The following is an 18,763-nucleotide window of genomic DNA, read 5'->3' as shown; positions in this document are numbered from 1 at the left end:
TTTTGCGTATAGTATAAGTAGCTATACCCTATAGGCGATCGCTGCCGGTGGGTAGCTCCCCCGCCTTGCGCAGAGCGTATTTGGCCACTGCCGGGCCGACGATATCGCACAGCAGTGTGGAGCAGAGCACCACTGTGTGGATAGCGGCACCGTGTTGGGGCAGCTGCTGAGCGGCCAGCAGCGAGAGCCCCACTGCCACCCCGGCCTGGGGCAGCAGCGCCGGGCCCAGATATTTCTGTACCGAGGCCGGACTGTGCGTCAGCTTGGCACCCAGCGCCGAGCCCAGTGTTTTACCCAGTGCCCGCATCACCAGGTAGAGAATGCCGATCAGGCCCACCGACGGCAGCAGCGAGAGCTGCATTTTGGCCCCGGAGATAACAAAGAACAGCAAAAATACCGGCGGGGCTATCGAGTCGGCAATTCTGGGGATGGCCGCGGCATCCTGTTGCAGGTTGGCCAGCGCCGCCCCCATACAGAGCAGCATCAAAAGCGCCGAAAGGCCCAGAAGATCGGCCAGCGCTACCCCCAGCAAGATAAAGCTGCAGGTGAGGATGAGCCGGCTCTCGCGGCCCTTAAAAAAGCGAAGCGGTACCGAAAAAGCCATGCCCAAGCCAATGCCGATAAACAGCGCCCCGGCCAACTCGATGACCGGGCCGACCATAGCCATTCCAACCTCGCGGGGGGAACTGCCGATCCCATCGTGCAGTAGGGTGGTAGCGGCCGAGGCGATGCCAAAAGCCACCAGCGCCACCGCATCGTCCAGTGCCACTACCGCCAGCAATGTGTCGGTAAAGGGGCCGCTGGCCCGGTATTGGCGCGCCACCATGATGATGGAGATCGGCGCGGTGGCGGCGGCAATAGCAGCCAGCATAACTGCGCAGTCGGCCGGATAGCCAGCTATCAGCAGTGCTGCCAGCACCAAAGCCACCGCCCCCAGCGACTCGCATAAGGTAATGATGAGGGGCGTTTTGCCCAGCTTTTTTAAATAGGAGAGCTTGCAGTCGCTCCCCACCAAAAAAGCGATGAATCCCAGTGCCACTTCACCGAATGCCTCCATCCCCGTCAGCGCAGTGGCGGGGATCAGCCCCAACACGCTGGGGCCGAACAGCAGCCCTGCCACCAGGTAGCCGGTGACGTTGGGCAGGTAAAAGCGCTTGGCCAAACGGCCGAACAGCAGCCCTATCAGTAAAATGACACCCAGATAGAACAGGATGCTCCTCTCCACCCTACTCTGCGCCCCCGATACCCGCAGTAAAGCTCACCGGCACGGCAAACATGATACCGGTATCGGGTTTGGAGAGATCGCCCACCACGTCGGTCACGATCTGTTTGACTGCCGGTATCTTCTCCTCGGGCAGCACAGTAAAAATGGTGCGGTTCTCCTCCCGTACGGGACTGAACATCATGCGCAGTGAGCCGAAGATGCGCAGATTGTCTTTGCCCCCCAATACCCGGGCCATACCGGTAGACTCGATCACTGTGGCGCCGCTGATGCCCCCCTCGGCAAAACGGACCAGCAGTTCCTCCAGACACTCGAACTTGTTTAGGATGATCACGACCAGATGCATCATATACTTTCCCCCTATAGCGGGCCGCAAACCACTTTTTAAAGGGGAGCAGTGCCTCCCGCCTTATCTCTGCGGCCACCTATCGTTACCAGTATTATACCACAAAACGGATGGGAGGGAAAAGTGTTACCATCCGTTTTGGACGGTGCGGTTAAACGTAAGGCCACCGCTTACCTCTACCGCTGTCTCCGCGCACGAAAAAAGCAGCGGCCACACAAACAGTAGCCGCTGCCGCCGGATATTCTATGCCAGATATCAGAGCACTTTAGAGAGGAAGTCGACGGTGCGGGGATTTTGCGGGTGATCGAACAGCTGCGACGGCGTGCCCTGCTCGACGATCTTTCCCTCGTCCATAAACAGGATGCGGTCCCCCACTTCGCGGGCAAAACGCATCTCGTGGGTGACCACCACCATGGTCATACCGCCCCGGGCCAGCTCTTTCATGACATCGAGCACCTCGCCGACCATCTCGGGGTCAAGCGCGGAGGTGGGCTCGTCAAACAGCATCACTTCCGGGTCCATAGCCAGTGCCCGGGCGATGGCCACCCGCTGCTTTTGCCCACCCGAGAGCGATGCCGGGTATGCCTGAGCCTTATCGGCCAGACCCACCCGTTCCAGCAGCTCCAGCGCCCGTTTTTTGGCTTCAGCAGGCTTTTGTTTTTTCACCTGGATGGGGGCCAGCGTAATATTTTCGAGTACCTTACGGCCGGAAAAGAGGCCAAACTGCTGAAAAACCATGCCCATCTTTTCGCGCACCTGATCGATCTTTATCTTTTTGGCGGTGATCTCCTCTCCGTCAAAAAAGATCTGACCGCTGGTGGGCTGCTCGAGCAGATTGAGACAGCGCAAAAATGTAGACTTTCCCGAGCCCGAAGGGCCGATGACCACCACCACTTCTCCTTTTTCCACCGTTTCGGTGATGCCGCGCAACACCTGATTGTCGCCAAAGGATTTACAGAGTTCTCTCACGCAGATCACTTTGCTTACACCTCCTCTCGATAAACAGCATCAGCCGTCCCAGTGGGAAGGTGAGCACGAAATAGAAGATCGCTGCCACTGCCAGCGGTGTAAACGGCAGGAAAGTGGCGCCGGTGACCATTTTCGCGGTGAACAGCACCTCTGCCACCCCCAGCACAGAGGCCATGGAGGAGCCCTTGATCACGCTGACGAACTCGTTGCCGATAGCCGGCAAGATATTTTTGATCGCCTGGGGCATCGTGATAAAGCGCATGGTTTGAACCTTGTTCAGCCCCAGACTGCGGGCGGCTTCGATCTGGGCTTTGTCGACCCCCTCGATGCCGGCGCGGACGATCTCGGCGATGTACACACTGGAGTTCATGACGATGGCCACCACCGCCGCCTGAAAGGTGGTGAAGTCGATACCCAGCAGCAGCTTGCTGCCCGAGTAGACCAGCAGCAGGAGCAGTAACATGGGCACACAGCGAATGACCTCGATAAAGACCACAGCGATCCACCGCAGCGGCCGGAACGGGCCGATGCCGAACCGGGATGTCTTCATCCAGTAGATGATGACCCCCAGCAGAGTGGCAAAGAGAATAGCCAGTATCGACAGCTGCAGGGTCACCACTAAGCTGCTGTAATAACTGCCCTTATAGGCGTTCCAAAAACTAAAATCCCACACGAAAATCGTTCTCCTTTTACCGGCTCTGGCCGGCAGATTTGAGGGGGCTCATGCCCCTTATACGCAGCACATCAGGCAGAAAACCCGCCTGATGTGCTGGGAGCGATACTATTTTACTGGTCCATATTCTGGGCCGAGAGCTGGCAGGCCTCATCGATAAAGCGTTCCATATCTCCCGACTGTTGCAGGCGATCGATAGTCTTATTGATCTCCTCGCGCAGGCCATCCTGCCCCTTGGGCATAGCCACCCCCACCGAGTCGGCATCGGGATTTTCGGCGGTGGCCTCTGAATCTTCTGGCAGCACACATTTTTGGTTGACGGTGAGCTGCGGGTTGGACAGAGCGATGGTGCGGCTGACCAGGTCATCGGTGACGATGCCGTCGATCTGTTTGGCTGTAAGTGAGAGCAGCAGCGTGTTCATGCTGCCGATATAGGTGATCTGGGTGCCTTGGGGCTCTAAGTACTTCTTGGCAAATTCCTGTTGAGTAGAGGACATTTGGATGCCGATATTTTTGCCGGTCAGTGCCTCTACCGTATCGGTGCCGGACATATTCTCTTTATTGACCAGCAGTACGTTTTTGCCTTTGTAGTAACCTTTGGAAAAATCGGCCTGCTGTTTGCGCTTGTCGGTGATGGCCAGACCGGAGATGAGGATATCGCACTGGTCGGCCGACAGCGCCCCCAGCAGCGACTCGAATTCCATCTCTTTGATCTCCAGATCTACACCCAGATCTTTGGCGATCTCTTTGGCCAGCGATACATCGAAACCGGCGACTACATCTTTTCCATCCACGGACGCATGAAATTCGTAGGGGGCGAATTCGGCGTTCATACCGACGACGATCTTTCCTCTCTCTTTGATCTGGGCCAGTTTGTCCTTCGACTTGCCGGAGGCGGCGTCCGCCGCATCGGCATTGGTGCATCCGGCCAGCAGTGACAGCGCACTGACGGCTGCCAGGCCCATCGCGATGATCTTTGCAAGCATTTTGTTTTTCATGGTAGTTTCCCCCTATCATATTTATCCGTGGATCGGATTGCTTTATCATAGTAGCATGTTAGCACATTAAAGTCAACAGAAAAATCGATATCTCCTTTTATGAACAAAATATGAAATAGGCGTTTAGATCGTGTAGCTGTATTGCACAAAAAAAGAGCGAGAGATAGCTGGGACGCTAACTCTCGCTCTTTTTCATTATGCCTGTATTGATTTTTGTAAAAAGACTTCTTTAAAGAGAACCGTCGTCGCGGCTGAGTTTATACTCCAGCGAGTCGACGATAGCGCGTAAACTGGCCTTGATGATGTCGCGGGAAGTGCCCACGGTGGTCCAGGTCTCCTCGCCGTCGCTGGTCTCGATAAGCACCCGCACCCGGGCGGCGGAGGCGGTGTTCTGATCCACCACTCGCACCTTGTAGTCGATCAGGCGCACCTTTTGTATAGCTGGATAGAATTTGGTCACCGCCTTACGAGTGGCCTTATCCAACGCATTGACCGGACCTTTTCCCTCGTCGGCAGTCATTTCCCACCCGTCGCCCACCGTGACCTTGACGATAGCCGTAGACAGACTAAAGATGTTGGAGTTCTGCTCGCCCATGATGCGGTACATATCGAGTTTGAAGTGGGGTTTTAACCGTTTGAGGTGCCCCAGAATGAGCAGTTTGAGGCTGGCTTCGGCCGACTCGTACTGGTAGCCCTCCATCTCTTTTTTCTTTATGGTCTCACGGATCTGCTCGATCACCGGGTCGTCTTTTTTTATGTCGGGCTGTATTTTTTTTACACTGTGCAGCAGAGCTGCTTTCCCCCCCACCTCAGAAATGAGGATATGCCGCTCATTACCTACCTGACCGGGATCGATGTGTTCAAAGGTCTGGCTGTTTTTGTGCACCGCATCTACATGCATGCCTGCCTTGTGGGAAAAGGCGCCGCTGCCCACGAACGGCAAGCTGCTGCGCAGGATGACGTTGGAGATATCGGCGATGTGCCGGGCAGTACCGGTGAGCAGCGGCAGCTGCTGGGGAGCGACACAGCTGTAGCCCATCTTCAGCTGCAGTACCGGCAGGATGGTGGAGAGATTGGCGTTGCCGCAGCGCTCTCCGTAGCCCACAAAGGTGCCCTGCACGTGGCGGGCCCCCGCCTCGACAGCGGCCAGGCTGGCCGCTACCGCGCAGCCGATATCGTCGTGGCAGTGGATGCCCACATCACCGCCCAGCTGCCGCACCACCTGGGCGGTGACGGCCCCTACCTCGGCAGGCAGGGCGGCGCCATTGGTGTCGCACAGGATCACACAGGTGGCGCCGGCCTGTCTGGCTGCGCGCACCGTCTGCATGGCGTAGGTCGGGTTGTGGCGGTAGCCGTCGAAAAAGTGCTCGGCATCGTAGAGCACCTGGCGGCCCTGCGCCACCAGGTAGGCCACCGTATCGCTGATCATGGCCAGGTTTTCTTCCAGCGTGGTGCGCAGCACCTGATCCACCTGCATATCCCAGCTCTTGCCAAACACGGTCACGTACTCGGTGCCGGCGGCCAGCAGCGCCTGCAGGCCCACATCGTCCTGCGGGCGACAGTTTTTGCGGCGGGTGGCGCCAAAGGCGACCAGCCGGCTGTTTTGCAGCGGTATACTGCGCATGCGCTCGAACAGCTGTACGTCTTTGGGGCCCGCGGAAGGATTGCCGGCCTCGATAAAGGGGATGCCCTGCTCGTCCAGCGCGCGGATGATATCGATCTTATCGGCCACCGAAAAGGCGATCTGTTTGCCCTGTGAGCCATCGCGCAGACTGGAGTCACAGAGCCACACGCGCTGAGATTGGGGATTTGCTTGCATATCATCTTCCTCTCTGCAGATCTCGGGGAAATACCCGGCGGCAAAAAAGACGGCCCGCCCTGCTTTCAGGGGCGCGGCCGCCTTTGCCGTGCGCCGTGTTGTACAGGCGCCAGTATTTACAGGTTCAGGGGTTTGATGGTAGTGGTGTCGACCTCTTCCCGGGTGGGAATAGAGGGGGATGCACCTTTTCTGCCCACGGCGATGCTGGAGGCCTTGGAGGCCTTTTCGAGCACGGTCTCGATGGGCAGGCCCTCGGCTAAGCAGGCCAGGAAGTAACCGGTGAAGGTGTCGCCGGCCGCAGTGGAGTCGACCCGGGCCACATCGTAGATGCCGTGGGTGGCTTTCTGGTGGTCGTCTTTATACATGACGCCGTGTTTGCCCAGCGTGAGCACGACTTTGCAGCCGGGATATTTTTTCAGCAGCGTGTCGCAGATCTTCTCGGGATCTTTTTCGCCGCCGGCAATATCCTCACCCTCGACCTCGTTTAGGATAAAGTACTCGACCTTGTGCAGCGGGGCCTTGAGCAGCTCTTCGTTCATGGGCGAGGGATTGAGCACGATGCGCAGGCCTTTTTCGCTGGCGTAATCGATAATGAAATCGGTCATGTTCAGCTCGTTTTGAACCAGGATCATGTCGCCGGCCTCGAACTGGTCGATGACCGATCTTATGTATTCCTCGGTATTGGCGTGGTTGGAACCGCCGAACAGCAGGATGCAGTTTTGGCCGCTCTTGTTGACCTGGATGATGGCGCGGCCAGCAGCCACGTCTTTTTTCTGCATCAGGGAGGTGTTGACCCCGCTGTTTTGCATGGTCTCTACCAGAAAGTCGGCGCCTTCGCCCACGATGCAGGCGTGGTACACGTCGGCCCCTGCTCTCGCCAGAGCGATGGACTGGTTGAGGCCCTTACCGCCGCAGAACTTGTTGTAGCCCAGGGAAGACATGGTCTCGCCGGACCGGACAAAATGGTCTACATCAAAGACCTCATCGATGTTGATAGAGCCAAAATCCAGTATTTTCATGGCCATTCTCCTTTTAACATGAAATTTGCCCTGCCCGGGCAGGGCGCGCTGTGGGGCCGGCTCTATGGCCAAGCGGGCCCACATACCATGGATACCATGACAGCGGCGGGCGCCCAAGGCGCCAATTGCCGCGTGTATATACCTCTATTGTATCAGTTTTTTGGCGATTATCAAGTAAAACAGTGGTGAATTTAGCCGGATTTTTTGTAGTAGTGTGGATAAAGAGCAGTGCCGATCTTATGCGCGGGGCGAAGGACGGCACCGATCATCTGCTAAAAACGAAAAACAGCCTGCAGCCCCCGGTCAGGAGCAGCAGGCTGTTTTTTAGATGGGTGAAAATAAAGGGCGGCAGGGCCCGCTTATTTTTTGGGTTTACCGTTATCGAACGTCTCGGTCCCGCACACCGCGCGCGGGGACATATGGCGCAGGTTGTGCAAAAATGCATCGATCATGGTACAGGCCTCTTGCCGGGCGCAGCCCATGATCTGGTAGAAATCGAGCGTGCAGGTACTGCCGGGGCTGTTGAGGTTGCACCATGGATGGTGGCGCAGATTCAGGCAATCCCACCCCACCGGCTCGCGGCGCATATAGCCGGAAAAACCGTATTTCTTTTTGCAGAAGCTGTCTAGAAATACCCCGCCCCGGTGGATGACAGCGCCGTTTTCCACAAACAGGGTCATAAAAAAATTGTCCCAGACAAAGCTGTTTTCCACCTTGTTCACATTGGTCTTGGCGAAGTACATCTTTTTGAGCAGGTAGGTCAGGAGCAGCGCCACGCCGCGGGTGGTGGCCGGGTGGAACATACTTTTGGGGATGACATAGCGGTTCACGCTGCGGCCGGTGAGCTGCCGGTAGAGCACGGTGTCGATATCCGACTCGATGCGGTTGTGGACGCCGACGCCGGCCTCCCCTTTTTTCATGAAGGCGTGCTGCAGGTAGTAGACGTAGGGGTGGGCGTTTTTATCGAGCGCATAGTGGCACAAAAAGCCCAGGCAATAGGCCAGCTGTTGGCCAAAAAACAGCCCTTGACGGGTGCGCAGCAGGTAGCGCTGCATGGCCACCATATTCTGTTGTACCTTGTCCACGTGCATGATGAAGCCCCACAGCGGCAACACCGTGGATATCTTGTTGAAAAACAGCACATCAGGGCCCTGACAGCCCCACAGAAAGGCGTCGTAGTTCTGGGCGATGGCGCGCTTGGCTGCCCCTTCGGGCAGCGCCTTATATACACTGTCGGCAAACAGGTGATGGGTGACGAATGCGGGCATCGTGATCCTCCAATCGCGGCGGGGCCCTGTGGGCCTGAGGCAGGGCGGGCAGGTGCGGGCGCAGGGCCCGGATACCAGTATGCCCGGCCGAGCGCGCGGACATGCTGTGCCGCGCTGCCGCGCACACCTCTATTTTTACCTCATATATACAGACATATTATACCGTTTCTCTTGCTTTTTCACAACTGGATACGGTATAAATGATGTGAGGGCCGTGTAAAGTGCCCATCACGGCGGCCGTGCCGCTTTGGAAGAGGTTCGCTAGTATGAAAAAACTCGATCTGACTCGGGAAGAGCTCAGCTGGTCGCTTTACGACTGGGCCTCCAGCGCCTTTACGCTGATGCTCTCCACCGTCATCCCCATCTACTTAAAAAACATGGGCGACGCCGCCGGGCTGCGCTCGGCCCAGACCACCAGCCACTGGGCTGTGACCCAGTCGATCGCCACGCTGCTGGTGGCCATTATGGCCCCGGTACTGGGGGCCATGGCCGACCGCCGGGGTAAAAAGAAGCTCTTTTTCTGCGGCTTTTTGGCGCTGGCGCTGCTGTTTTCGTGTGCGCTGGCCGGCACCAACTCCTATTACCTGCTGCTGGTGTTCTCGCTGGTGGCCTCGATCGGCTACGCCGGCACCAACATATTCTATGACGCATTTATTGTCGACGTGACCAGCGACGAGCGGATGGACTTTATCTCCTCCTTTGGGTATGCCATCGGCTATATCGGCAGCTGTATCCCCTTCATCGCCGGCATCCTGCTGATAAATTTTACCCCGTTTGGGCTGTCGGCCACCGGGGCGGTGAAGGCGGCGCTGCTCATAAACGTGGCCTGGTGGCTGGTGTTCTCGATCCCGCTGATCAAAAATGTGCGGCAGAAGTACCAGCTGCGGACCGAGAGCCAGCGGGGCGAGAACCTGTTTTTGTCCTCGTTTAAAAAGACCTGGAGCACCTTGAAGGTGATCTTTCAGGACAAGACCATCGGCCTGTTTTTGCTCTCGTACTTTTTTTACATCGACGGTGTGGACACCATCATCAAGATGTCTACCTCTTTTGGTAAAGACGTGGGCATCGGCGACAACTCGCTGCTGTTGGCGCTGCTGATGACCCAGATCATCGCCTTTCCGGCAGTACTCATCTGCGCCAAACTGGTGCGGCGCTTCTCCTCGAAAAAGATCATTCTCACTGCCATTTTGGTGTACATCGGCATCACCGTGTTCGGCTTTGTGATGCAGCACGCCTGGCAGTTTTGGGTGCTGGCAGTGTTCGTGGCGGTGGTGCAGGGCACCATACAGGCGCTCTCCCGCTCGTATTTTGGCAAGCTCATACCCAATAAGGAAAACGCCAACGAATACTTTGGCTTTTACAACATTTTTGGCAAGTACGCCTCGATCTTCGGTACGGCGCTAATGGCGCTGTTTACCACCCTGACGGGCAGCTCGCGCTACGGCGTGCTGAGCGTGGCGCTGCTCTTTATCGCCGGTTTCTTTTTATTTTTAAAGGTGCCGGACGTGGAAAAATAGCGGCTTTTAAAACGCAGAGGCGGGCCTCTCCCCGGTTTGGTGGAGGCCCGCCTTTTTAGCGCCTGGCGGCGCTATAGCGCCGCCGCTGGAAAAATGTTACAAAAAGGTGCCGGGCACAGAAGTGCCCGGCACCTTTTGCCGTTTTTACAGCGCGGGTAGCACCGGTGGTGTTGCCGGTAGAACCGAAACCGACAGCAGCCGGTACGCACGCCCATCAAAAGATATTCTGAACAGCGCCCGCTGCCCCCAGTGGGGGCAGTATCGGCTGCGGTGCACCGCAGTGCAACTATTTTCAGCTCTCGGCAGTACCGATAGCCAGGTTGTCGAAAGCGGTGACGGTGGTGACGGCATCGGCCGGACCGGAGAAAGTGACCTTTACCCGGTCGCCCGCCTGGGTGAGTGCCAGCTCATCGCTGACCTTGGCGGCGCTGACGAAGATGACCCCGTCGCCGGTATCGAGCAGGAACTTGTAACGGGTATCGCCGTCGGACTGCTCCTGGGCGATGCGCAGCACCGTGCCCTCGAGCGTCTGCTCCTCGGTGGTGGTGTCGCCGGGCTGGATGGTGTTGTCACCGGAACTCTGCAGTGCCCGCATGTAGTCGCGCTCAGCGTCGCCGATGGTCTCGCCCACGCCGACGAGCTGGTAGTTTTTCACCGATACGAAGGCGTACTGCTTGATGAGACCCTCGTTGTCTTTGAGGGGCATGAAATAGGTGGGGGCGTTATTGAGGTTGATGATGAGCGGGAAAGAGGCCTGGTAGCCGTACTGCTGCACCTTGCCGTTGGCCGACTTTTGGGCCGCCTCCTCGGTGGCGCCGCCGCCCAGTTTGTACTGGTAGGTCTCTTTGGTGACCATATCGACCATGATAAAACCGATGGTGCTGTCGTCGGCGCCCACGCTGGTGAGGCCGGTAAACAGGTAGCAGCGGCCGTCGTTGTAGACGATGATGTGCCCCTCGGAGGTGGTGAACTTGTCTTTGTTGGAGAAGTTTAAAAAGCCGTGTACATATTCGCCGCGGTTGTTGATCTGGTTGATGACGAAATCTTCGGGCTGGACGCGGTCGACCCACTCGGGCACGTCTTTGAGGGCGTACTTCTGGCAGTCGCCGGTCTGGGCGTTGACCAGTACGATACCGCTGGCCTCGGGCAGCGAGAAACCGCGCCGGTTTTTATAGGTGGTGACGATCCAGTAGGGGTTGCCGTCGTCATCGATCTCGAACGAGTAGTCGGTGATGCCGGTGAACAGCGCCGCGTTAAAGCGGGTGTGGCGCTCCAGATCGTCCATCAGATAAGCTGAGCCGGGCTGGATCTTGATCTTGTAGTCTTCGCGGTACTCGACATCCTGCGGGTCGGAGGCGGAGACGGTGATGTAGCCGGGCGAGCCATCCAGGTTGGCAAACCACTTGAACAGGCCGGAGTGGTGCAGCGGCGCCACCCACATGAGCTTGCCGTCTACCTGCTGGATGGTGACGGTGTTGATATCGATGTGGGCCTGCGAGCCCACCGACGAATTCTCGCCCAGCTTTTTGACTGCCAGCTTGTAGGCCAGCTCCTGGTCGACTACCGGCACGTTTTCGAGATCGACCGGCTGGATATCCTCGGTAAATTCGCCCACGATGGGCTCGGTGAGCTGATTTTTGTAGGCGTTGACGTTAAAGAGCACACTGGAAAACAGGCTGACACCGCCAAAAAAGATCCAGACTGCCGCCAGGATGACGATGGCGGTCTTGGGAAACTTTTTCTTGCCGCCGCCGAACTCGACGTTGACGACCTTGACGTGGGGGTTGTCGCCGTCGCGCACCAGGCGCAGGCCGCCCAGCTTCATGATGGCCCAGGCCACCACGTACACGGTGACGGCCATCGCGTAGAAGGCGGCGCTGTCCTGGTAGAAGGGATTGAGGTTTACGTTGTTGAAAAAGATATACAGCAGCATGAGCGCCGTGATGCCGGTATACACCCATACTTTATGCTTTTTGCGCATGGAAATCTCCTCTCACTTTTCATATACAAAATAAGGGCCCGGGGCCGCTGTGCCCCGGGCCTAACAAACAGTATACTATCCCCGCCAAAGGAAAAGTAAATAAACTGTGAACTCTGGCCCATCTTTATACTGTTTTAATGGTCTGAAAACTGTTTTTAGGCGGTGTGGGGGCCAGGTGCAGCCCCCGGTGGAGGGCTGCTGCAAATGTAAACAAATTGTAAATACGGGGGTTTTTGACGCTAAAACAGGCAACTTGTCCCCCGCCGCAGCACCCATCGCCCATTGTGTCCAGCCGACGGCAGCCGGTGGGGCCGGCAGTCAGGGAGGGGGCTATTTAAAATACATGTACAGCTGGCACTTGAGCTCGCCGTTATAGAGCTTGCGGCGGCGGTCGGCCTTTTTGCCGAACTCCTCCTCGAACCGGTCGCTGCTGGTGATGATATAGCTCTTGAGGTCGTTGTGGTGGCACATGGCCCCCAGCGCCTGGTGGATGCGGCTGCACTGGGCCGGAGTGAGCAGCCGCTCGCCGTAGGGGGGATTGGTGATGAGGATGCCGTGGGCATCTTTGAGCTTATGGCGGGTGATATCCTGCACCTGCACCGTGATGCGGCTGTCGACCCCGGCCAGCTTGGCGTTTTCTGCGGTGAGCTGTGCCGCCTGGGGATCGATATCGAAGCCGATCCCCTCGAAGGCGGCACTGCGGTCGATCTCGTCGAGGGCCTGACGGCGGGCATCGGCAAAGGCCTTTTTGGGGAAGGTGGTCCACTGCTCGGCGGCAAAGCTGCGCTGCAGGCCGGGGGCGATGTTCATGGCCCGCATGGCGGCCTCGATGAGGATGGTACCACTGCCGCACAGCGGGTCGTACACGGTGTCGCCGGGGCGCACCCGAGCCAGATCGATGATGCCGGCGGCCAGCGTTTCTTTGATGGGGGCGGCGCCTTGACGGCGGCGGTAGCCCCGCTTGTGCAGCCCGTCGCCGGAGGTATCGAGCAGGATGGAGACCTGATCTTTGAAGATGGAGAACTGGATCTGATATTTTTCGCCGGTCTCGCTAAACCAGCTGATGCCATAGGCGGCCTTGAGCTTTTCGACCGCCGCTTTTTTGATGATGGACTGACAGTCGGGGATGCTGGCCAGCTGGGAACCCAGCGACCAACCCTTGACCGGGAAAGCACCTGTTTGGGGAATGATGCTGGCCCAATCGATGGCGTAGGTGCCCTGGAACAGATCTTCGAAGCTGGTGGCGGGAAACTGGGCCAGCTGGATGAGCACCCGCTCGGCACAGCGCAGGCCCAGGTTGGCTTTGGCCACGGTGAGCGCGTCGCCGCGGGCGGTGACTTTGCCGTTGTCGGCCACGATGTCGGTGGCGCCGACGCGGCGCAGCTCGAAGCTGACGATCTTTTCCAGGCCAAAAATACAGGGGCAGACCAGTGTATACATGTTTTTGCACGTCCTATCTCGAGAGTGGCGGCCGGTGCCGCCCAGAAAAAGACCGCGACGACAAGGTCGCGGTCTCTGCTAACTTACCTGTGCGCGATCATTCGGGCTCGATCACGCCGTACTTTCCGTCACGTCTAACATATACGAGATTGACCTCGTTGTCAACTGCATTGCGGAACAAAAAGAACTGGTGGCCGATGAGATTCATCTGCAGGATGGCCTCTTCTACGCTCATGGGTTTGAGCGAGAACTGTTTGCGCCTGACGATATCGAACTCGTCCTGGGGCTCGGCTGCCTCGCTCTCCTGGAAGGTGGCAAAGCTCATCTTCATGCGGTCCTGCAGCCGGTCTTTGTTGCGGACGATCTGTTTGAAGAGCACATCCGTCACCAGATCGAGAGCGGTCTCCATCTGCTCGGCGGTGCGCTCGGCTCTGAAAATCGCGGAGGCCTGACGTATGGTGATCTCTACAGTTTGACGGCCCTTTTCTACGGTCACGATCACCGTGGCGGTAGCCGAGTCGTCGAACAGCTTGGAGAATTTTTTGAGTTTTTTCTCGACTCTCTCTTTAAAGCTGTCTTTGACTGTCACTTTACGACCGACGATCTCAATTTTCACAACATCAACCCCTTTTGATCTACAGCTGCCTGACGGTAGCTGCTTTATGAGTATAGTATATCACAAATACACAAAAAATCAATTGGGTAAATACTTATTTTATATCTCGTTTACAATTTGTCCATCTACTGCCACCAGACGTGGCCGGCACAGGTTGGACAGCGGATCGCCGTCGAAAACGGCGAGGTCGGCGTCTTTGCCCGGCGCCAGCGAGCCGACCCGATCGGCGATGCCACAGATGCTGGCGGCGCCGATGGTGATGGCCCTGAGCGCCTGCTGGCGGTCCATCCCTTCGCGCACGGCCAGGCCGGCGGTGAGGGGCAGGTATTGGATGGGGGTGACCGGGTGGTCGGTACACAGGGCGCAGGGCACCCCGGCAGCGGCCAGGATACCGGGGTTTTTGGGGGTGAGGTTTACGAGCTCGGGCTTGGAGCGGTCGCAGAGGATGGGACCGGTGATGACCGGCACCTGCTCGGCGGCCAGAATGTCGGCGATGAGATGGCCCTCGGTGCCGTGGACGATGACACAGCGCAGGCCGAACTCGCGGCACAGGCGCAGGGCGGTGAAGATATCGTCGGCCCGGTGGGCGTGAAAGTGGGCCGGCACCTGCCGCCGCAAGAGCGGCAGCAGCGCCTCGCACTTGATATCGTATTCGGGCAGCTCCTCCCCCTCCCGGCCGGCGCGGTCGACATCCTCCATATACCGCTTGGCCCTGAAGAGCTGCTCGCGGATGATGGCGGCGGTGGCCATGCGGGTGATGGGGGCCATATCTTTGTCATTATACACCGTTTTGGGGTTTTCGCCCAGGGCGAATTTAATGGCCACACAGGGCGAGAGCACGCCGGTATCGATGCGGGACAGGCGGGTCTTGACGGCGCAGAGCTGGCCGCCGATGGCGTTGGCGCTGCCCGGACCGGTAACGGCGGTGGTGACCCCGCCGGCCAGCGCCTCGGCAAAGCAGTAGTCGGCGTGGTTGACCGCATCGATGGCCCGCAGGTGGGGGGTGGCGGGGTCGGATTCCTCGTTGCCGTCGGCCCCCTCGAAACCCAGCCCGTTGCCCCACATGCCCAGGTGGCTGTGGGCGTCGACAAAGCCGGGGTACATATGTGCCCCCTGCAGGTCGATGACCTGTTCGCCGGGGAGAGGGCCCTCCAGCTCCCCCATATCCCCCAGGCTGTGTATTTTTGTGCCCCGGGTGCGCAGGTAGCCACAGGGGTAGTCGCGTGCTTCCATGGTGTGGAGGTGGGCGCTTATAAAGAGCATAGTCTCTCCTTTTTTCACAGCGCCCTGAAAATAGATCCGGGCGCAAAACAGGGGCGCAGCCTGCGCCCCTGAAAGATCTGTATGTCTTCTGTTTGCCGGCAGCCCCTACTTGGAACCCTTGCGGGAGTAGCCGCCGCGGCGCTTGGAATCCTGCGACCGCTTGAGGTCGGACATGCGCTCTTCGCTGGACTGCTTGAATTTGCTCATCATGTCCTCGAAGGTGGCGGGGCGGTCGTTGGCGCGGGGCTTGTAGCCGGCGCTGCGGGGACCGTTGTAGGAGCGGCTGGCGACGCCGCGGCTCGCGCCGGAGCTGCGGGGGGCGTGGCCCTGCTTTTGAAAGTCGCGCCGGGGAAAATCGCGCCGGGGGCCGTCGCGGCGGGGCGGGCGCTGCTGATCGGCCGGCAGCGCCTGCTTGATGGACAGGGCGATCTTGCCGTCGTCGCCGATGGACAATATTTTGACGGTGACAGTCTGTCCCTCTTTTACAAAGTCTGAGATCTCCTGCACAAAAGTGGCGGCGACTTCGGAGATGTGCACCATGCCTGTTTTGTTTTCACCCAGGTCGACAAAGGCACCAAACTTGGTGATGCCTGAAACTTTCCCCTCAACGATCTTTCCAACTTCGAGCTGCATATAAAAATAAGTCCTCCTTAAAAAGTGACCGCCCCACGGATCTGGCGGCGGCCGCCGCAACCTGTAATGGGGCCAGCGCCCCACACAGCTCCTTTTTTTAAAAGCGCGGGCAGCCGGCTGCCCGCCCGCTGCCCTGCGCACGCAAGACCAGCGCCGCCCCTCAGCTTCCCGACGCGTCGGCAAACACCCGCTCACCGGGGGCCGCATAGCCCAGCTTTTCACGGGCGACACGCTCGATGAACTCGCTGTCTTCGCCGGAGTTCAGTATGCGCTCGAGCTCCTGATTTTTTTGGGTGGTCTCGCTGATCGAGTGATTGACTTCTTCGAGCTGATTTTTTTTAGATACGATCTCGACCTGGGTGGTGATGAGAGACACAGCGGCATAGACCATCACCGCGGCGATGGCCAACTTCGATAAAAACCCCATCGAGATCTTTTTTTTCTTTTTATCGCTCTTGCCTTTTTTCATGGCTCTTTCTCGCTTTTTTGGCCGGGGCCGGTTTGGCGGCCGCCGCTCGCTGCCGGCGGCGGGACGGATGTGACCGGCCCGCCGATGGGCTGCTGTCTTCTGGTTTTTTGGGTCGCTTTAATAGATTATACAATACTATCCGCTTGTCTTTCAAGTGAAAGTTGTGCTTATTTGCAGCTCTTTTGGCCCCGGACACCGCCTTTTTATAAATTTTGCCACTCTTTCGACCCAAAAAGCCAAAAAACTTGCGTACCGGCACGATAAACAGGCGGTACAGCAGCCGCAAAAAGCGGGCTACCAGGTCGATGATGGCGGCGGTGAGCGCGTGGATGAGGCGGCCCAGCGTGAGGAAATACAAAAGCAGGCCGAGCCCCTCCCCCAGCAGCACGTACCCCCGGATCATACCGCTGGTAAAGCGCATAAAAAACAAAAAGGTGACGGCGCCGGCGCCGATCCAGTACAGAATATCCTGGATGGCTACCAGCACGCTGCCCCAGGGCAGCACCATGCGCAGGATGCGAAAGACCTCGTACACGAGGCCCAGCGCAAAACCCAGCAGCAGCGCGTAGAGAAACGTCTCGAATTCAAAGCCTACCGGCACCAGCAGTTCCATGCCCGGGCGCCCCTATTTGAAGATACGGGCGAACAGGCCTTTTTCTTTGGGGCCGCCGTCGTAGTAGGTGAGCGAGTCCACCTCGCCGTCGAGGGTGAGCTCGCCGGTCTCGACCGAGAGCTTGTTGATGTGCAGGTCGCGCCCGGCGATGACCAGCTCGCCCAGATCGGTGTAGAGGACGATGCTGTCCTCGCTGAACGAGTCGATATCCACCACCCCGGAGACGGTGAGGTGGTTGCGATTTTCCATAATGACGTTGTGGGGGCCGCCGGACCCCTGGAGCTTTGTCCTCTCTTCTTGCATGTTCCTGTCCTCCATACTGGTATTGCCGCTTTTTTTATAAGCCGCATGTTCATGTATATGAGGACAGACCGCCCGGCAGTACTAAAAGCGGGCGGGGGACGGTGAAAATCAGTCGATGATGCGGTACATGGTCTTGGCGTCTTCTTTGAGGGCGTGCTCGGCCACGGTGAGCACCTCGAGCTTGACCGGCTTTTGGGCAAAGTCGATCTCGATGATGTCGCCCTCTTTGACGCTGTGCGAAGCCCGGGCCAACTTGCCGTTGACCGACACCTTGCCGGCGTCACAGGCCTCGTTGGCCACGGTGCGGCGCTTGATGATACGCACTACTTTTAAATACTTGTCGAGTCTCATAGTTCCTCCTGCCGGGGGGCGGCGCGACCGCCAGCCGGTGTGGTATTGGGTCGTCTGTGGCCGGGCGGGACCCGGCCCGTATAAAAAAAGAAACTGGTTGGCAGTGCCTGTCACCAGTTTCTTATTTTTAAAGGAGCCTTTATTTCGCGACGGCGTCTTTCAGGGCCTTACCGGCTTTGAAAGCGGGCAGCTTGGAAGCGGGGATGGTGATCTCCTCTTTGGTGCGGGGGTTGCGGCCTTTTCTCTCGCTTCTCTCGCGGACCTCGAAAGTGCCGAAGCCGACGATCTGCACCTTGTCACCGGCGACCAGTGCATCGGAAACGGTGTCGATGACTGCGCTAACGGCTTTCTCGGCGTCTTTCTTGGACAGGCCGGTCTGCTCTGCGACCTTGGCGATCAAATCAGTTTTCGTCATGTTTTTTTCCTCCAGTATTGTTGACTTCCTTACTCACAAAGGATATACTGCACCGCTGGCGTTTATGCACGCGGTCCTCATTTCTGCTGACGCTGCGCGTGCCGGGAAATAGCCCTGTCGCAGGTGAAGCCCAGCACTTCCTCGGCGTCTGCCCCGGCCAGCCTGGCTACACTTACCAGAGCGTACAGGGCATCACCAATGAGTTCTTCCCTATTATCACAGTTTTGCAGGTCTTTGTCAAGACAGTCCACCGCATTTTTCAGCGAAGAAATGGCTTGCCCACGGTCTTTAAGGGCACTGTCCTCCTCGGCCAGACGCTTTTGCACCTTCTTGGCGCGCATGAGCGCCGGCAGGCAGTGCGGGACGGCCGCAGCGTGCTGGGCGGCGCTGGTGACGCCTTTGGACTGCTTTTTGATCGCCTCCCAGTTATCGAGGGCCTGGCTGCCGTCACCGGCCTTTGCCGAGCCGAAGATATGGGGGTGGCGAAGTACCAGTTTTTGACAGATGTCGTCGGCCACGTCGCCGAAGTCGAAATGGCCCTGCTCCTGCTCCATCTGGGTGTGCAGCGCCACCTGCAGCAGCACGTCGCCCAGCTCCTCGCGCAGGCCGGCGACATCGTTTTGATCGATGGCGTCGCAGACCTCATAGGTCTCCTCGATAAAGTTGCGGCGTATGGACTGGTGGGTCTGCACCTTGTCCCAGGGGCAGCCCTCGGCGGGATCGCGCAGCAGCCGCACGATGGCCAGCAGGTCCTGCAGGTCGTAGTGGTCTTTGACGGTGAAATCCATGTAGATAGCCCTCCCTTTTTGGCGCGTTTTCTCTATCATAACACAAACACAGCACAAACG

At 58.2% G+C, this 18,763-nt stretch carries 20 protein-coding genes; 1 reads left to right on the top strand and 19 read right to left on the bottom strand.

Going from position 1 to position 18,763, the window contains the following annotated elements:
• Window positions 1-28: 28 nt before the first annotated feature.
• From C6Y32_RS01955 to C6Y32_RS01920, 8 genes are all read right to left on the bottom strand, one after another.
• Entirely contained in the window at window positions 29-1,225 is a 1,197-nt protein-coding gene (locus tag C6Y32_RS01955) for a cation:proton antiporter (RefSeq protein WP_164998086.1), read from the bottom strand.
• 1 nt (window position 1,226) lies between these two features.
• Window positions 1,227-1,571: a hypothetical protein gene (locus tag C6Y32_RS01950; protein ID WP_105203475.1), complete on the bottom strand. Its 345-nt coding sequence runs from the start codon at window positions 1,569-1,571 to the stop codon at window positions 1,227-1,229.
• 252 nt (window positions 1,572-1,823) lie between these two features.
• On the bottom strand, window positions 1,824-2,546 hold the full coding sequence (locus C6Y32_RS01945; RefSeq protein WP_105203474.1) for an amino acid ABC transporter ATP-binding protein: 723 nt from the start codon (window positions 2,544-2,546) through the stop codon (window positions 1,824-1,826).
• Window positions 2,521-3,210, bottom strand: a complete 690-nt coding sequence (locus tag C6Y32_RS01940) for an amino acid ABC transporter permease (RefSeq protein WP_164998085.1) — start codon at window positions 3,208-3,210, stop codon at window positions 2,521-2,523. The genes C6Y32_RS01945 and C6Y32_RS01940 overlap by 26 nt, the downstream gene beginning before the upstream one ends.
• A 113-nt stretch (window positions 3,211-3,323) precedes the next feature.
• Entirely contained in the window at window positions 3,324-4,208 is an 885-nt protein-coding gene (locus C6Y32_RS01935) for a transporter substrate-binding domain-containing protein (RefSeq protein ID WP_105203472.1), read from the bottom strand.
• A 229-nt stretch (window positions 4,209-4,437) separates the two neighbouring features.
• Window positions 4,438-6,027 (bottom strand): citramalate synthase, encoded by a 1,590-nt coding sequence (gene cimA / locus C6Y32_RS01930; RefSeq protein WP_105203471.1) that lies wholly within the window; start codon window positions 6,025-6,027, stop codon window positions 4,438-4,440.
• 116 nt (window positions 6,028-6,143) lie between these two features.
• Window positions 6,144-7,046, bottom strand: coding sequence for a ribokinase (locus tag C6Y32_RS01925; protein ID WP_105203470.1), 903 nt, complete (start codon window positions 7,044-7,046; stop codon window positions 6,144-6,146).
• A 359-nt stretch (window positions 7,047-7,405) separates the two neighbouring features.
• Entirely contained in the window at window positions 7,406-8,314 is a 909-nt protein-coding gene (locus tag C6Y32_RS01920; RefSeq protein ID WP_105203469.1) for a zinc dependent phospholipase C family protein, read from the bottom strand.
• A gap of 266 nt (window positions 8,315-8,580) precedes the next feature.
• Here C6Y32_RS01920 and C6Y32_RS01915 point away from each other — a divergent pair, with 266 nt between their 5' ends.
• Window positions 8,581-9,831 carry an MFS transporter gene (locus C6Y32_RS01915; protein WP_105203468.1) on the top strand — a complete coding sequence of 417 codons (1,251 nt, stop codon included), beginning with the start codon at window positions 8,581-8,583 and terminating at the stop codon, window positions 9,829-9,831.
• Window positions 9,832-10,123: 292 nt separating this feature from the next.
• Here C6Y32_RS01915 and C6Y32_RS01910 read toward each other — a convergent pair whose 3' ends face one another.
• From C6Y32_RS01910 to mazG, 11 genes are all read right to left on the bottom strand, one after another.
• Window positions 10,124-11,812, bottom strand: a complete 1,689-nt coding sequence (locus tag C6Y32_RS01910) for a hypothetical protein (RefSeq protein ID WP_105203467.1) — start codon at window positions 11,810-11,812, stop codon at window positions 10,124-10,126.
• A gap of 330 nt (window positions 11,813-12,142) precedes the next feature.
• Complete coding sequence (locus tag C6Y32_RS01905) at window positions 12,143-13,252, bottom strand: THUMP domain-containing class I SAM-dependent RNA methyltransferase (protein ID WP_105203466.1); 1,110 nt, start codon at window positions 13,250-13,252, stop codon at window positions 12,143-12,145.
• 97 nt (window positions 13,253-13,349) lie between these two features.
• Window positions 13,350-13,868 (bottom strand): ribosome hibernation-promoting factor, HPF/YfiA family, encoded by a 519-nt coding sequence (gene hpf, locus C6Y32_RS01900; RefSeq protein ID WP_105203465.1) that lies wholly within the window; start codon window positions 13,866-13,868, stop codon window positions 13,350-13,352.
• A gap of 99 nt (window positions 13,869-13,967) precedes the next feature.
• Window positions 13,968-15,131 (bottom strand): amidohydrolase, encoded by a 1,164-nt coding sequence (locus tag C6Y32_RS01895; protein WP_105203464.1) that lies wholly within the window; start codon window positions 15,129-15,131, stop codon window positions 13,968-13,970.
• Window positions 15,132-15,236: 105 nt separating this feature from the next.
• Window positions 15,237-15,764: a S1 RNA-binding domain-containing protein gene (locus C6Y32_RS01890; protein WP_105203463.1), complete on the bottom strand. Its 528-nt coding sequence runs from the start codon at window positions 15,762-15,764 to the stop codon at window positions 15,237-15,239.
• Between the two features lie 160 nt (window positions 15,765-15,924).
• The gene (locus C6Y32_RS01885; protein ID WP_105203462.1) at window positions 15,925-16,233 is read right to left on the bottom strand and encodes an FtsB family cell division protein; all 309 of its coding nucleotides are present in this window, start codon (window positions 16,231-16,233) and stop codon (window positions 15,925-15,927) included.
• The gene (gene yabQ, locus C6Y32_RS01880; RefSeq protein WP_105203461.1) at window positions 16,211-16,846 is read right to left on the bottom strand and encodes a spore cortex biosynthesis protein YabQ; all 636 of its coding nucleotides are present in this window, start codon (window positions 16,844-16,846) and stop codon (window positions 16,211-16,213) included. The genes C6Y32_RS01885 and yabQ overlap by 23 nt, the downstream gene beginning before the upstream one ends.
• Window positions 16,847-16,858: 12 nt before the next feature.
• Window positions 16,859-17,149, bottom strand: a complete 291-nt coding sequence (gene yabP / locus C6Y32_RS01875; RefSeq protein ID WP_105203460.1) for a sporulation protein YabP — start codon at window positions 17,147-17,149, stop codon at window positions 16,859-16,861.
• Window positions 17,150-17,257: 108 nt separating this feature from the next.
• A complete protein-coding gene (locus C6Y32_RS01870) occupies window positions 17,258-17,500 on the bottom strand; it encodes an RNA-binding S4 domain-containing protein (protein ID WP_105203459.1) in 243 nt (80 codons plus the stop codon).
• Window positions 17,501-17,639: 139 nt separating this feature from the next.
• On the bottom strand, window positions 17,640-17,930 hold the full coding sequence (locus C6Y32_RS01865) for an HU family DNA-binding protein (protein WP_279287455.1): 291 nt from the start codon (window positions 17,928-17,930) through the stop codon (window positions 17,640-17,642).
• 62 nt (window positions 17,931-17,992) lie between these two features.
• Window positions 17,993-18,703, bottom strand: a complete 711-nt coding sequence (mazG, locus tag C6Y32_RS01860) for a nucleoside triphosphate pyrophosphohydrolase (RefSeq protein WP_164998084.1) — start codon at window positions 18,701-18,703, stop codon at window positions 17,993-17,995.
• Window positions 18,704-18,763 lie beyond the last annotated feature (60 nt).

This window comes from Neobittarella massiliensis (ex Bilen et al. 2018), from assembly GCF_900289145.1.
Lineage (GTDB): Bacteria > Bacillota > Clostridia > Oscillospirales > Ruminococcaceae > Neobittarella > Neobittarella massiliensis.
This window is presented reverse-complemented; position numbering and strand designations above follow the sequence as displayed.

Excerpts from the sequence above, each read along its gene's own strand:
- C6Y32_RS01950 (WP_105203475.1), bottom strand. The coding sequence starts at position 1,571 with ATGATGCATCTGGTCGTGATCATCCTAAACAAGTTCGAGTGTCTGGAG.
- C6Y32_RS01935 (WP_105203472.1), bottom strand. The coding sequence starts at position 4,208 with ATGAAAAACAAAATGCTTGCAAAGATCATCGCGATGGGCCTGGCAGCC.
- cimA (WP_105203471.1), bottom strand. The coding sequence starts at position 6,027 with ATGCAAGCAAATCCCCAATCTCAGCGCGTGTGGCTCTGTGACTCCAGT.
- C6Y32_RS01925 (WP_105203470.1), bottom strand. The coding sequence starts at position 7,046 with ATGAAAATACTGGATTTTGGCTCTATCAACATCGATGAGGTCTTTGAT.
- C6Y32_RS01920 (WP_105203469.1), bottom strand. The coding sequence starts at position 8,314 with ATGCCCGCATTCGTCACCCATCACCTGTTTGCCGACAGTGTATATAAG.
- C6Y32_RS01915 (WP_105203468.1), top strand. The coding sequence starts at position 8,581 with ATGAAAAAACTCGATCTGACTCGGGAAGAGCTCAGCTGGTCGCTTTAC.
- C6Y32_RS01910 (WP_105203467.1), bottom strand. The coding sequence starts at position 11,812 with ATGCGCAAAAAGCATAAAGTATGGGTGTATACCGGCATCACGGCGCTC.
- C6Y32_RS01905 (WP_105203466.1), bottom strand. The coding sequence starts at position 13,252 with ATGTATACACTGGTCTGCCCCTGTATTTTTGGCCTGGAAAAGATCGTC.
- C6Y32_RS01895 (WP_105203464.1), bottom strand. The coding sequence starts at position 15,131 with ATGCTCTTTATAAGCGCCCACCTCCACACCATGGAAGCACGCGACTAC.
- C6Y32_RS01890 (WP_105203463.1), bottom strand. The coding sequence starts at position 15,764 with ATGCAGCTCGAAGTTGGAAAGATCGTTGAGGGGAAAGTTTCAGGCATC.
- C6Y32_RS01885 (WP_105203462.1), bottom strand. The coding sequence starts at position 16,233 with ATGAAAAAAGGCAAGAGCGATAAAAAGAAAAAAAAGATCTCGATGGGG.
- yabQ (WP_105203461.1), bottom strand. The coding sequence starts at position 16,846 with ATGGAACTGCTGGTGCCGGTAGGCTTTGAATTCGAGACGTTTCTCTAC.
- yabP (WP_105203460.1), bottom strand. The coding sequence starts at position 17,149 with ATGCAAGAAGAGAGGACAAAGCTCCAGGGGTCCGGCGGCCCCCACAAC.
- C6Y32_RS01870 (WP_105203459.1), bottom strand. The coding sequence starts at position 17,500 with ATGAGACTCGACAAGTATTTAAAAGTAGTGCGTATCATCAAGCGCCGC.
- mazG (WP_164998084.1), bottom strand. The coding sequence starts at position 18,703 with ATGGATTTCACCGTCAAAGACCACTACGACCTGCAGGACCTGCTGGCC.